The following is a 12,904-nucleotide window of genomic DNA, read 5'->3' on the forward strand; positions in this document are numbered from 1 at the left end:
GAAGGTTCTCAGCGCGAGCGCCGACGGCGAAACACCACGACGCCGACAGCCAGGATCGCTGCGATAAGCCAGGCCAACTGCTTGCCTCCGACCGACCGGGTGGCAGGCAGCGGGGTCGGCTCGGTCTGCTTGAGTGCGGTGAACCGAGACGGTTGTGCCGGGGCGGGTGCGGCAGGCGACTCGGTAGGCGGTTCGGTGTGCGCGACCGGTGTGGACGGCACCGTTGCCGGCGGTTCAGCAGGTCCGTTGGCGGCCACCGCCTGGGCCGGGGTGGACTTCGGCGGGGCCGTGTTGCGCGGCTTGTCGGGACCGCGCCGGACCGGCGGTTTCTGGGGGCCGGCCTTTTTTGTCGCAGCCTTTTTTGCCGGGACCTTCTTGGCAGGTGCCTTCGCGGCCGGCGCTTTCTTGGCGGTGGACTTCTTGGCAGGAGCCTTTTTCGCCGGTGTTTTCTTCGGCCCAGGCAGGTTCGGTTCCGCCGGGCGCTCGGGCGTACCGTCCGGTTGCGGCTCGGATGCGGGCTGTGGATCCGGGTCTGCCATGCGGGCGTCGCTCCTTCGCGGGATCAGCGAACAGGGTTTCTGGGCCTCCGCTGGCGTCGGCGGTTGCGTGCTGTCAATGATGCCTGTCCGCAGCGCCTCCGGCTCAGTTGGGTGCGGTCGACCCCAGTCCGGCGGCCAGTCCGATCACCACGGCCATGATCAGTACTTCGGCAACGGCGAACCGGAGAGAGGAGGTTTCGGGAAGCCGATGTCCGGCAGCCTGCGGTACCCAGCGTTTGCGGAGGTAAACGGCAGACATCAGCAGGATCACCAGGCCGGTCGACTTCGCGAGCAGAATCCGCCCGTACCCGGTCGTCCAGAGTTCCGGTAGTGAGTCGAGTTGCAAGACCGCGGCAACAACACCACTGCACACCAGGGCGAGCACGCACCACTGCGCCTGCCGAGAAAATCTGGGCAGACCCAACGCCCAGGCCTTCCGGCCTCTGGCGGTCAGTGCCAGCGCGATCAGGGACCCACACCACCACGCCGCGGCGAGCACATGGATCGCCAATGCTGCGGCACCACCGGTCTGTTGTCGCAGATGTCCCGTGATCGGCTCGATGACCACACCGAGGGCCGCCATGGCTGCCGCGGCCTCCGGTGCGACAAGGTTCGGCCGCCGGATCCAGACGATTGCCGCGATACAGATCCCGACAGCGCAACTGGCACTGATGATGGTGGGTGTGGTGCCGCCTGCCCGCACGAAGTCGCGGACACCGATGTCGGTGGCGGACCGACCGACAATCTCGGCGGCATGCAGCCAGGATGCGATCAGTGCGGAGATCGCCCACAGCCCGGCGGCGACGGACATCTGCCGCAGGGCACCGGGATCGGCGGGGTCGCCTCCGAGGAGTCGGAGACCGCTCAGTCCGAGGACGGTCATGGCGGCCACCAAGGCGACCGCCTGGGCCGGTGCCTCGGGCTCTGGTCCGGCCGGGTGCGCCACCAGCGCCGCCAGCAGCACGCCGACACAGGCCGCGGGTACGGCACCGAGCAACCACTCGCGCCGTGCCGTACCCGCGGTCATGTGTCTACTTCTTGCGCTGCGGCCGAAGCGCGAATGCCAGACCGCCGGCAAACAGCACCACCGCACCGACGATGAACGGCCACACCGGGACTCCCGACGACGATGAACCGCCATCATCGACCGCGGCGCCGGGCGTGCCCTGGCCCTCGGTGGTCAGCGTGAAACTCATCCGACCCTCCACCGGGTGGCCGTCAGCCGACGTCACGCGGTAGTTGATGGTGTACACGCCCACGGGCCCCAACTCGGAGACCGGTGCACTCATCGTGCGGCCGGTGACCGTGGCCTCGCCGGACTGCCAGTAGTGCTCGTCCGGCCCGACCACGGTCAAGCTCGGAAAGCTCTCCTGCATCGGTTCGTTGAAGGTCAGCGTCACCCTTGACGGCCCGACCGCCAGCGACGCGCCGTCGGCGGGATCCGAGCTCACCAGTGCTGCATGCGCCGACGCGACCGGTGCGGTGGCGATACCCGCCAGCACGGTGAGGAGTAATACCCCCAGGGTGAGGGCGGCCCGCCTCATCGGCGTGAGCGCAGCAGTGCGCCGATGCCGATGCCGATACCCAATGCGCCCAACGCGATTCCGATACCGCCGAGCCAGCGGGCGGTGTTGTCTTCCTCGTGCTCGGAATCATCGGACTGTGCGCTGTCGTCGGTCGAACTTCCGTGGCCGTGGCCGTCGGCCGATTCTGCGGCCAGCGTCACGGTCGGGGCCGGCTTGTCGGGCTCGGGCTCACCCTCGGTGGTGGGCTGATCCCAGTTGACGACCTCTCCGTCGGAATAGGTCTGCACCGCCGGGAATTCGACGGTCTCCTGCTTGGGCAGGGGGCCGGCCGACAGCGGGAACTGCATGAACTCGCCGGGCGCGATACCCGGATTGCCCTCGACGACACTCCAGGTCACGGACGTCGCTTCTTCGGTGGTTGCATCCTTGGTGATCTCTGCGGTCCACCCCGGAATGGGTTCGGTGCGAGCGGATTTCAGATTCGGCAGGGTGACACTCACCGAGACGGTGTTGGCGGTGTCGGATTCGTTCGGAACCCGGAAATCGATGACGCCGTAACCGCCCTGGGTGAGGTTTTCGCCGACGGCGCTCACATGAGCCGAAGCCGAACCAACACCGAGTAGTGTGCCGGCCCCGATGAGTGCGGTGGTGGCGATACCGGCGCCGAGGAGCCGGGCTCGACGTGAGAATGAAGACATGCGTGATTCCTTTGGTAGAGAAGAGGTGTCATCACCCGACTCGGATGTCCGGGTGGTGAATGTGGCGAGTGGAATCAGATCGCCGGTGGACCTCGAACCCCGATGCCTCCGGGGGCGATCAGGGCGATCAGTGGCTCAGGGGCCGGAGTTTGTTGTGCGACTGGTCGATTGCGGTCCGTGATCGGCACACCGATCAGGAACTCGAGCGCCCGCAAGACCGAGGTGATCACCTGATACAGGCGGTCGGCACCGGAAATCAACAAGGCGCACAACGGAATTGCAATCAAGTGCGTGATCAGCATTGCGCCGGTATTGCTGTGGTGTGACATCGCCGCCGGCTCGGCGGCCGCGGTGAGTGACACGTGTGCGGCGACCTGGGTGCCGGTCAACAGGACGAGTAATCCGGTCGCCGTCCTGAGCTGCCTGCTCAAGGCCCCGGCAGCCACGCCGAGCAGGGTCAGCAGCAGCAGCCCCGGAGTGCTCGGGAGATGGCCCGACGCCACACCGTGGGCGGCAACCGCCAGCGCCGGTGCGGTGAGGGCAACCGCCAGAGGAGTCAGGGGCGCACTCCGAGTCGGGCCAGCAGATCGGCGTCGATGGCCTCGAGTTCCCGCGAGATGGCCGTGTGCGCGCTACGGCGTCGGGCGGCGGGCATGGTCTCGGCAGCGGTGACCGCGGTCGACAGATCGGACAGGCGCTGATTCATGATCGTCGTGAACGTCTTGGTCTCGGCATCTGCGGGGTGCTTGGCGGCCAAGGCCTGCAGCGACTCGTTCGCACCGGCGATCCGGGCGGACAGCGCCGCGCCGTGACCGCTGTATTTGTTCAGTTCGGCAACCGGTACCCCGGCCCGATCGGCCTGGATGCGGTTGATCTGTTCGCGGGCCGCGGTGCTGGCGCGGTAGGCCACCGGCACGAGTACCGGCGACAGGACCTTCGCAACCGACAGGTAACGCTTCACGCGGGTGGGCGAGAGCAGTTTGCCGTCGGCGACAGCCTTGGCGTTCGCCTGGGCGATCTTCAGATTGGTCGAGTTGGTCGACTTGATGAGCTTGGCGGCATTCTTCTCGGACTTCGACCGGGACTTCTGTGCCTTCTTGGCGAGCTTGCGCCGTTGCTTGAGCTCGGCCTGGGAGAACTTTCGTCCAGATTTGTCTTTGAGGCGCACTTCGAGTTTGGCTTTCGCCTTCAGTGCCTTCGCCTGGGCTTTGCGCTCTGCCCGCCTGATGCGTCCCGACTTGAACAGACCCATACGGTTCAGACCCTCTCGTAGTGACCACCCGCCCCGTCGCCATCGCAAGCGGCTTGCACAATTGTCGTGCAGTTGCGGTACAAGCATTACATAGCGTGGGTCCGGCGCATGCACCGCTGACGCGCACGGAAGGATGATGTGGATGGCAATTCGTTCATCGGTGCCATCTGGCCCGAAAAGACCCCCGTTACTCAGTCCTCGCGATCTGAGTGGCTGCGAGCATCGGCTCGCCCGCGATTCCCTCTTTCCCAAGGTGGAGTCGGTTCCTGACGACCCGTCGGTCGCGCTACGCAAGGAGGCGGCCGCTGCGCACCGCGAGCGCGTCCGCGAGATGCTGCATGGCCTGCATGCCGACGAGTTGCACCGCTGGGCCGACGTCGCTTCGGGTCGGACGGCGCGGGCACGGGCGAAGGCGACCGTCTCTGCGATGAACGCAGGCGCCAAGTGGATCTGGGGCGCCACCCTGCCCGACGACCCAGAGTCGGGACGTCGGGGCTGGGCGGAAATGCTCATCCGGACCGACACGGGTTACGTCCCGGTCATCGTGGTCAATCACAAATCGTTTGATGCGGGGTCCGGTGCGGTCACCAGCCCAGTGTGGACATGGCAGCCGTCGGTGGACGAGACCCGCAAGGTCCGCGGCAACTCTCGCGACACCACCCGCCTGGCGCATCTGTATCGCATGCTGCAGAAACTGGACTTGGCGGCGACGACCCCGACCGGCGGTGTGATCGGTCTCGACCCCACGGCGATGGTGGTCCACGACCTCACCGACGCCGTGGTCCGCTACGACGACCTCCTGCAGCGCCGGCTGGGCATCGCGCGCGGCAAGGTCGCAACAGCGCCCTCGCGGATCGGGGAGTGCCGTAATTGCATCTGGTGGAGTGTCTGCGGACCCGAACTCGAGCAGGCCCACGATGTGAGCCTGGTGGTCAACGGGAATCTCACCCAGATGCTCGCGACGGTCGGGGTGCGGACCATCGATCAACTCGCGGGGTACGACGGCCCGCTTCCCGAAGGGTTGTCGAGTCTGGACGATCCGATCCTCTTGGCGCGGGCCTATCTCGCGGATGTGAAGTTGATTCGCCGGATGCCCGATGTCGAGGTGGTGCGGGCCGACGTCGAGGTCGACGTCGACATGGAGAGCTATCAGGACGACGGCGCATATCTGTGGGGCACCCTCCTGACCGACAACACCGATCCGTCGCGCCCGGTGCGCTACATCCCGTTTGTCACCTGGACGCCGCTGCCGACCGTGGACGAGGCGCGATCCTTCGCCGAGTTCTGGGGGTGGCTGATGACGGAACTACAGACAGCAATTGCGAATGGCAAATCATTCGCGGCATATTGCTATTCACAGCAGGCCGAGAACAGGTGGCTGCTGGGTTCCGCCGATCGATTTGCCGGTCACCCGGGTATTCCGACGCGCGACGAGGTCACGGCATTCATCAACTCCGAACACTGGGTGGATATCTATGAAGCGGTCAGCCGCAATTTTCTGAGCCCCGAAGGAAAAGGTCTCAAGAAAATAGCCCCCCATGCGGGCTTCACGTGGCGCGATGACGAGGCCGGTGGTGAGGCGTCGATGCAGTGGTATCGCCGCGCGGTCGGACTCGACGGTGACGATGTCGACCACACCCAGCGCGTGCGGTTGCTCGAATACAACGAGGACGACGTCCGTGCCACCAAGGCGTTGCGCGAGTGGATGGATGATGGGGGAGCACAGCACATTCCGCTGGGGTCGGAGTTACCGGCGCCCGCCCCTGCGTCCGATCACTGAATCCCGGGGCCGCGAATCCCGAGCGGCAGTGAGGTTGTCAGCTCCGAAGTGAGCCGCGCAGCGATTCGAGGAACGAGCCACTTCCCAGCAGTGCGAGCGCACCGAGGACGAGTAGGCCGGCCGGTGCGAGGTCGCGTGCGGTATCGGCCCCGAAGCAGCCGCCCGAATCCGTGGTTCCCAAAGCGCATTGCGCGGAGGCCGACACCGGGTCGATGGCGGTGTTCACGGGTGCGACGGTTGCCGGGGCCGGGTTCTGTAGTTGTGAATCCGGGTGGGGTGCCGTCGGGGCGGGGATGCTTGTCGCGGGTTCGACCGTCGGAATTGATTCGACCGCAACGCTGCTGCCGATGGCGCCGCCACCGTCTCCCGTCCCACCGCCACCCGTCCCACCGCCGGTCGGCGCGAGCGGGGTGACGCCTGCGTCCTGGGTGTCGGGCGTTGCCGGGGTGTTCGACTTCGGGAGCCGGCCCGGCGGCCTGGTCGAGGTCCGCAGCGAATTGCCATCGGACGACGTCGATGTGGCGCCACCGCCTGCAGGCGGGTTGTAGGGCGGAGCCGGAGGTCGGGTCCGCGTTGTCGTGGTGCTTGTGGGTGATCCCGGATCGACGGGCACTTCGGTGCTGGTCTCGGTTGGTGTGCTGGTCTGGGTCGGCGAGTGTTGATGTTCGCAGTTCGACCATGCCGGAATGCAGTGTGCGGAAGCCGCGGAATTGGTCACCAACAGGGAAATACTGCCGATGAGCAGAGCGCACATTCCGAGAAATGCCGACCACCGCAGGGTGCTCACACGGCGCGCCCGATGCTTCGGCATCCATCCTCCAGGTTGGCTTCCACAAATCAGCTATTGAAATTTTCGCCTGTTCACGGTTTATTCAGGTGGGCAAGTCAGCGTCGACTCCGCCCAAACCGGAAAAATCATGCATCCCCCGGAGCGCCTGAACCTGATTGGCAGCTATTTTGCAGTAAGCTACCATATGGCAAACAGGGCATACGGCGTAGTGAATTTTCCGAACTGCTAGCCGTTCGTGCTGCGGCGATCGGCCTCACAGAGGGACACCTTTGATGCGTGTGGAGCATGGAATGACTGACAATGTGCAACCGGTAGATCCAGAGACAACCACCTTCGACCCGGGTCTGTTCGCCCGGCGACTCGAAGAGCTGTTTCGGACCGTACCCGGGCCCAACGGTCGCGCTTACAGCGCCAAGGCCATCGCCAATCGGTCGACCGAACTCGGATTCCGACTCGGGGAGTCGTACTTGAGTCAACTGCGGTCCGGTAAGGCGAAGTCGCCTTCCTTCCGCACGGTGGAGGGCATATCGGCGGCGTTCGGTGTGGACGTCCACTATTTCCTCGAAGACCGCGCTGCCCAGCGCACCCGCGACCAGATCGACCTGATGCGCCTGCAGGCCGACACGAACGTGCAGTTGGCGGCGTTCCGTCTCGCCGGCTTGTCGAGTGATTCGGTGACGGTCGTCAACGAATTGATCAAGGTGCTTCGCGTCCAGCAGGGTCTGTCCGCGGATCCGCCGGATCTGTTGAAGTCCTCTGAACCCGAACTCGGCCACGGCCACTCCGGGCTGCGCGTTGTCGAAAGGCACGAAGCCGCCGACTAGCTTTCGAGGGGGGGCGGTACCGTACGGGGTCATGCGGTCCGAAAGAGCTTTGCGGGCGCTGTGTCGCCGCGAGCTCGCCGATCTGTCGCTCGATCTGCCGCTCGATGCCGAACAGCTGTGTCGGTTGTACGGCGAGAAGCGCGGGCGAGCCATCAAGATCATCGCGCACCCGCTTCCGGCTGGGATGCCGAACGGCGTCTGGATGATGGCCGAGGACGCCGACTACTTCTTCTATCAGGCCAGCACCACCAGAATTCACCGCGATCAGATCGTCGTCCACGAGTTCGGGCACCTGATCGCCGGTCATCAGATCCTCGGTTCTGATCCCTCGATGGTGGTCGGTGGCGCGTTGTCGCCCGCTGGTGGCGACGAACAGCCCATGCACGACGCCCTGGGTCGTACCTGTTACTCCGATGAGCGTGAGTGGGAAGCCGAGATGCTGGCGACGATCATCAGGGAATGGGCGGCGAAGGCTGTGCAAGGTGTTGGACGATCGGCTAGACATGGGGGATTGCGCGGTATTCAAAGCGTGCTCGGGGGGCATTCGGGATGGTTGTAGGTGTTGTCAACGCTGCTGCCTTGGTGATCTTCGCCGTCGCACTGTGCTGGCGCATCGATCGGATCCGGCGAGAGCGTGCCGGCCTCCAACCACTTGCTTTGACGGTGGCTGTCGCCGCGATGACGTTGGCATTTGTCGACACCAACGCGCAGGTGCGCGAGTGGCTCGATTCGGCTCTGTTCACCGGGGCCGGACGGGTGTTGTTCTACTGCCTGTTGGCCATCGGGGTGGCCGCCCTGGTGGTCGTCTTCTTCTTCGGGACCGCTGAGAGCGGTCGCAGGCGCCGCGCCGGAATGGAAGCGGTACCGCTGGTTGTCGCAATGATCGGGCTCAACGTCGCGATGCTCGCGACCCCGACCCCGGTGCGGACCAGTGGCGTGTCGGAGTGGACTGTCCAGCACATCGGTTTTGCGTTGTTCTTTGTCATCGCCGGCAGCTATCTCGTCTACGCGCTTGGCGCCTGTGTCCTGTCGATCGCGCGCTATGTCGGCCTGGCGGAGGGCTATCTGCGGCACTCGCTGATCGCCCTGCTGGCAGGTTTGACGATGGTCGGCGTCGGCGCGCTCATCCAGACAGTCTTTGTGGTGTCGGCCGGTCTGGGTCTGTTCAGCCTTCCGGTCCTGCTGACGATCGCAGGGGTGATCTCGGCGGTCGGTGCGGTGTTGTTCCTCGCAGGCATCTCCTACCCGATGGTGCGGGCGCGGTGGATGACGCTGCGCCACGACATCCGCCATCGACGGCACCATCGAGAACTCGAATCGCTGTGGACCCTGACCACCTCCGCGATACCGGAGGTGGTCCTGCCGCCGCGAACCGGCGGCCGCGTCGAGGGCTCGATCAACCTGATGTACCAGCGTCGTGTCATCGAGATTCGGGACGCGGTCCTGCAACTCAGTCCGTACCTACCGGAAGACTTCGACAGTCGGCCGATCGCCGAGCAGGCCGACGCCATGTTCGTTGCCGTCGCCACCTACCGGGAAGCCGGTGGTTCGTCCGGTGCGGTTCGCGAGGTGCTCGTCGGGGCCGCCGACGATCTCGACTCCGATGCCAGGCCGCTACGACGACTCTCGCGGGAGTTGGGTCGCGCGGCCTCCGGCACCACGCGGGTACGACACCGGGTGGCCTAGCTTCGTGTGTGGGAACGCGAATTCCCTGGCGAACCCGTTGTCGGACGTGGGTTTTCATCCGCCACGGTCGATTTCGCGTCAGACGGTCAGCAAGACCTTGGTGGCGCGGCGTTCGCTCATGGCCTGGTAGCCCTCGGCGGCTTGTTCGAGCGGCAAAGTGAGATCGAAGACCTTGCCGGGGTCGATGGTGCGGTTCCAGATGAGGTCGATCAGTTCGGGTAGGAAACGGCGCACCGGTGCCGGTCCGCCATGCAGATGAACTTCGGAGAAGAACAAGTCCAGTCCGGGGAGTTCGACGTCGTGGGAGACGCCGACGTACCCGACGTGGCCTCCGGGACGGGTGGAGCCGATGGCCTGCATCATCGATTGTTGCGTGCCCACTGCCTCGACGACCGAGTGCGCGCCCAGACCGCCGGTGAGTTCCTTGATCTTCGCGATGCCGTCTTCTCCGCGCTCTTCGACGATGTCGGTGGCGCCGAACTCCCGGGCCAGGGCCTGGCGGTCGGCGTGACGGCTCATGGCGATGATCCGATCGGCGCCGAGCTCTTTGGCAGCCAGGACTGCGAGCAGTCCGACGGCGCCGTCACCGACAACGGCGACGGTTTTACCCGGTCCGGCCTCGGCGGCGACGGCACCGAACCATCCGGTGCCCAGGACGTCGGAGGCCGCGAGTAGCGATGGGATCAGGTCTGGGTCGGGCTGACCGGGTGTGGCGACGAGTGTTCCGTCGGCAAGGGGGATGCGGGCGTACTCGGCCTGGGTGCCGATCGCGCCGATGGGGATTGCGTTCACGCACCGCGATTGGTAGCCCGCTTGGCAGATTTCGCAGGTGTTGTCCGAGGCGAAGAATGACCCGACGACGAAATCGCCGACCGAAAGATTCTCCACGGAGTCGCCGATGTGCGTGACCGTACCGACGTACTCATGCCCCATGGGCATGTGATCGGCGGGGTCGTCGCCGCGGTAGGGCCACAGGTCCGATCCGCAGACGCAGGTCGCCGCGAGACGAATGATCGCATCGGTCGGCTCGACGATCACCGGGTTGGGACGCTCTTCGACCCGCACGTCACCGGGCTGGTTGAGAATGACTCCTCGCATGAGTGCTCCCTTCATCGGGGGTGATACCTCCACATAACCAGCATCTGGTGGCCAGCGGGAGTCACTGAGGAGAGATGTATCGCCAGGAAGCCCCTCGATTGGTTTGAACGGAGGTCCGATCGGGAGATGCAAAAGCCGGGCCCCGTGAAGGAACCCGGCTTTTGCGGTAGATCTGAGGTGGCTAGCGCGGAGCCATCCGCAGCGCGCCATCCATCCGGATGGTCTCGCCGTTGAGGTAGTCGTGGTCGACGATGAACGCCGCCAGCTTCGCGTAGTCGTCGGGTACGCCCAGACGCTTCGGGAATGGAATGCCGGCTTCCAGGGACTTCGTGAATTCCGGCGTGAGGCCGTCGAGCATCGGGGTCTTGATGGTGCCGGGGGCGATGGTGCACACGCGCACGCCGACCTGGGCGAGGTCGCGGGCCGCGGTGATGGTCATCGCGTGCACGCCACCCTTGGAGGCGGAGTAGGCGATCTGACCGACCTGGCCTTCGAACGCTGCCACGGAGGCGGTGTTGATGATGACGCCGCGCTGGTCGTTCTCGTCGACCGGCTCCTGGCTCTGCATGCGGTTTGCGGCCAGGCGCATCACGTTGAACGTGCCGAGCAGGTTGATCTCGATGATCTTGCGGAAGAGTTCGAGCTCGTGCGGACCTTTTTTGGTCAGGATGCGGCTGGCCCAGCCGACACCGGCGCAGTTCACGGCAACCCGCAGCGGAGCACCGGACTCTGCGATGGTGTCGAGAGCGGCTTCGACGTCGGCTTCGCTGGTGACGTCGGCGGCCAGGAGGGTGACACCCTCTACCGGCTCGGCCTTGTCGATCGACGGCTGCAGGTCCAGCCCGAAGACAACCGCGCCTGCATCGGCGAAACGCTTGGCGGTGGCCGCGCCCAGACCTGAGGCTCCACCGGTGACCAATACTGCTGATCCTGAGATCTCCACGACTTGATGCCGTCCCTTCGATGAGTGTCCACGGGGAACGTCCTAGACCCCGCGTCTATACACCCTAGTCAGAGACTTTCGCGGCAGCCCGGTCGGCTGCTGTCTGGTTGGCTCGGGCCAACTGCGCGGCTTCCTCGCGACGGGCCCTGATCAACCACACGCCGACCGCTGTGATGATCGCGACCAGGCTGATCGTCGCGATGGTGATGGTGAGATCGTCGGCGCTGACCAGACCGTCGATGGTCAGCCAGGCGGCGAAGACGAAGAAGAGTGCTGCGGCGCCGACGGCGATCGTCTTCTCCGGCAGGCGCCGGCCGAGCATCGCGCCGACTCCGATCGCCAGGGCGTCGGCGGCGACCATGCCGATGGTCGAACCGATCCACACGCCGAGCCAGTTGTTGTCGGTCGAGAGGGTGATGGTCGCGAGCATCGTCTTGTCGCCGAGTTCGGCGAGGAAGAACGATCCGATCACGGCGAACAACACGGACTTGGTGACGCGGTCGGCCTTGACCGACTCGTCGTCGTCGAGGCTGTCGCCGCGGATGGTCCAGAAGCCGAAGACCAGCATCGCCAGGCCACCGACGATCGTGAGCAGATCGGAGGGGATGGACAAACCGAGGAAATGGCCGAACCCGACCGACACCGCATGCACCAGGGTTGTCGCGATGGTGATGCCCGTGAGCACCACCCACCAGCGGTACTTGAGGGCATAGGTCATCGCCATCAGCTGTGACTTGTCGCCGAGTTCGGCCACGAAGATCACGCCGAAGCTGACCAGGAATGCGGTAATCACTTAGCCAACGTAAATGGCATTCTCATATTTGCGCAAGTGATTGTTCACCCGTATTTATGCAGGTAGGGCGACCTTTTTTAAAAGTTAGGCTACCCGAAACTTAGGTTTCCCTTACCCGCGTTTACCGGCTCGGTTCTCCGCGTGGTCCTGACGTGCGCGGACTGCGTGATCCGGCGGTACTCAGGCGGCGAGCAACATCGCGAGAACTGCGGTGTCGGGGTCGGTACCGAGGTCCACGCCGATCTGATTTCGCATCATGACGACAGTCCCGTCGGCCTCTGCCTCGGCCCAGCCCGCACGATGATCGAGTCCGAGTTCAGGGAGGCCCGGAAGCAGCACGCACCCCGACGCGACATCGGAACATTCCGGCAGGGACGGCTTGGTCTCCGAGGGCGGATGGAGCATCAGCAGTGCAGGCGGCGGGGTCGTGAAGTGCCCGGATTCGGCGAAACTGTTGTCGAAGACACTGCCCACCGCGAGCATCAGGCCGACCGTGTCCGGATCGCAAGCCTCGGGCCGATCCTCGATGACGCTGAATACAGTTGTGGTCCGAAGAAATCCGGGTCGGCACGCGATGCGGACCGAGGCGACCAGCGTCTGTGTCCATTCCAGGGTGGTGTCAGGCCAGCGGCCGGAGATCAGAATGCCTCGCAGTTGGCCCTCTTGATGGAAGGGCGTGAGGCCGATCGGTTTCAGTCCGGACCGCGGTGCATGGCGTCCGGTGGCGTCCTCGTTCATGGTGACCTCCTGTTGCCGGAAGTGAATGTCACTGCTGTGGGTCGCCTTTGACCGGTCGCGACGCATATCGCGGTGTTGTGGAGCTGTCGGTTTTGCGGAGCTGTATTGGAAGCATGCCCGGTAAACGGTTGGCATACAAGCCGACTCGACTGCCACAACGGCGGGTTGAGGAGAAGTTTCGCCCGCGAACGCCAAACGGCGACCATCCCCCGGGCTGGGGGAGATCGCCGTTCGAGT

At 65.1% G+C, this 12,904-nt stretch carries 15 protein-coding genes; 4 read left to right on the forward strand and 11 right to left on the reverse strand.

Translation table 11 applies throughout. The annotated features are described in order from the left end of the window. Positions 1 to 8 precede the first annotated feature (8 nt). The 6 genes from AC1TQG_RS09495 to AC1TQG_RS09520 all read right to left on the reverse strand — a co-directional run bounded on the left by AC1TQG_RS09495 (position 9) and on the right by AC1TQG_RS09520 (position 4,015). Positions 9 to 539, reverse strand: a complete 531-nt coding sequence (locus AC1TQG_RS09495; RefSeq protein ID WP_482136669.1) for a hypothetical protein — start codon at positions 537 to 539, stop codon at positions 9 to 11. A 103-nt stretch (positions 540 to 642) separates the two neighbouring features. Continuing rightward, the gene (locus AC1TQG_RS09500) at positions 643 to 1,566 is read right to left on the reverse strand and encodes a copper resistance D family protein (RefSeq protein ID WP_482136670.1); all 924 of its coding nucleotides are present in this window, start codon (positions 1,564 to 1,566) and stop codon (positions 643 to 645) included. A gap of 4 nt (positions 1,567 to 1,570) precedes the next feature. Then, complete coding sequence (locus AC1TQG_RS09505; RefSeq protein WP_482136671.1) at positions 1,571 to 2,083, reverse strand: copper resistance CopC family protein; 513 nt, start codon at positions 2,081 to 2,083, stop codon at positions 1,571 to 1,573. Further along, a complete protein-coding gene (locus AC1TQG_RS09510) occupies positions 2,080 to 2,763 on the reverse strand; it encodes a YcnI family copper-binding membrane protein (RefSeq protein WP_482136672.1) in 684 nt (227 codons plus the stop codon). The genes AC1TQG_RS09505 and AC1TQG_RS09510 overlap by 4 nt, the downstream gene beginning before the upstream one ends. A 74-nt stretch (positions 2,764 to 2,837) precedes the next feature. Then, positions 2,838 to 3,266 (reverse strand): YtxH domain-containing protein, encoded by a 429-nt coding sequence (locus AC1TQG_RS09515; RefSeq protein ID WP_482136673.1) that lies wholly within the window; start codon positions 3,264 to 3,266, stop codon positions 2,838 to 2,840. A 53-nt stretch (positions 3,267 to 3,319) separates the two neighbouring features. Continuing rightward, positions 3,320 to 4,015: a DUF6474 family protein gene (locus tag AC1TQG_RS09520; protein WP_482136674.1), complete on the reverse strand. Its 696-nt coding sequence runs from the start codon at positions 4,013 to 4,015 to the stop codon at positions 3,320 to 3,322. 142 nt (positions 4,016 to 4,157) lie between these two features. On the opposite strand from AC1TQG_RS09520, the gene AC1TQG_RS09525 reads away from it, so the two are divergent. Further along, positions 4,158 to 5,795 carry a TM0106 family RecB-like putative nuclease gene (locus AC1TQG_RS09525; protein WP_482136675.1) on the forward strand — a complete coding sequence of 546 codons (1,638 nt, stop codon included), beginning with the start codon at positions 4,158 to 4,160 and terminating at the stop codon, positions 5,793 to 5,795. Positions 5,796 to 5,832: 37 nt separating this feature from the next. Here the strand turns inward: AC1TQG_RS09525 and AC1TQG_RS09530 are convergent, their stop codons facing one another. Beyond that, positions 5,833 to 6,606, reverse strand: coding sequence for a hypothetical protein (locus AC1TQG_RS09530; protein WP_482136676.1), 774 nt, complete (start codon positions 6,604 to 6,606; stop codon positions 5,833 to 5,835). Positions 6,607 to 6,875: 269 nt separating this feature from the next. Here AC1TQG_RS09530 and AC1TQG_RS09535 point away from each other — a divergent pair, with 269 nt between their 5' ends. From AC1TQG_RS09535 to AC1TQG_RS09545, 3 genes are read left to right on the forward strand one after another with little or no spacing between them, the layout of a single operon-like run. Then, the gene (locus AC1TQG_RS09535; protein WP_482136677.1) at positions 6,876 to 7,409 is read left to right on the forward strand and encodes a helix-turn-helix domain-containing protein; all 534 of its coding nucleotides are present in this window, start codon (positions 6,876 to 6,878) and stop codon (positions 7,407 to 7,409) included. 31 nt (positions 7,410 to 7,440) lie between these two features. Further along, positions 7,441 to 7,968: a hypothetical protein gene (locus AC1TQG_RS09540; protein ID WP_482136678.1), complete on the forward strand. Its 528-nt coding sequence runs from the start codon at positions 7,441 to 7,443 to the stop codon at positions 7,966 to 7,968. Then, positions 7,959 to 9,095, forward strand: a complete 1,137-nt coding sequence (locus AC1TQG_RS09545) for an MAB_1171c family putative transporter (RefSeq protein WP_482136679.1) — start codon at positions 7,959 to 7,961, stop codon at positions 9,093 to 9,095. The genes AC1TQG_RS09540 and AC1TQG_RS09545 overlap by 10 nt, the downstream gene beginning before the upstream one ends. A 78-nt stretch (positions 9,096 to 9,173) precedes the next feature. Here the strand turns inward: AC1TQG_RS09545 and AC1TQG_RS09550 are convergent, their stop codons facing one another. The 4 genes from AC1TQG_RS09550 to AC1TQG_RS09565 form a co-directional block, all read right to left on the reverse strand. After that, positions 9,174 to 10,193, reverse strand: a complete 1,020-nt coding sequence (locus tag AC1TQG_RS09550; protein ID WP_482136680.1) for a zinc-dependent alcohol dehydrogenase family protein — start codon at positions 10,191 to 10,193, stop codon at positions 9,174 to 9,176. Positions 10,194 to 10,374: 181 nt separating this feature from the next. Further along, positions 10,375 to 11,136, reverse strand: coding sequence for an SDR family NAD(P)-dependent oxidoreductase (locus AC1TQG_RS09555; protein ID WP_482136681.1), 762 nt, complete (start codon positions 11,134 to 11,136; stop codon positions 10,375 to 10,377). A 64-nt stretch (positions 11,137 to 11,200) separates the two neighbouring features. After that, positions 11,201 to 11,929 (reverse strand): TMEM165/GDT1 family protein, encoded by a 729-nt coding sequence (locus AC1TQG_RS09560; RefSeq protein ID WP_482136682.1) that lies wholly within the window; start codon positions 11,927 to 11,929, stop codon positions 11,201 to 11,203. Positions 11,930 to 12,109: 180 nt separating this feature from the next. Then, positions 12,110 to 12,667 carry a peptidase gene (locus tag AC1TQG_RS09565; protein WP_482136683.1) on the reverse strand — a complete coding sequence of 186 codons (558 nt, stop codon included), beginning with the start codon at positions 12,665 to 12,667 and terminating at the stop codon, positions 12,110 to 12,112. Positions 12,668 to 12,904 lie beyond the last annotated feature (237 nt).

The organism is Williamsia sp. Y844 (assembly GCF_056786475.1).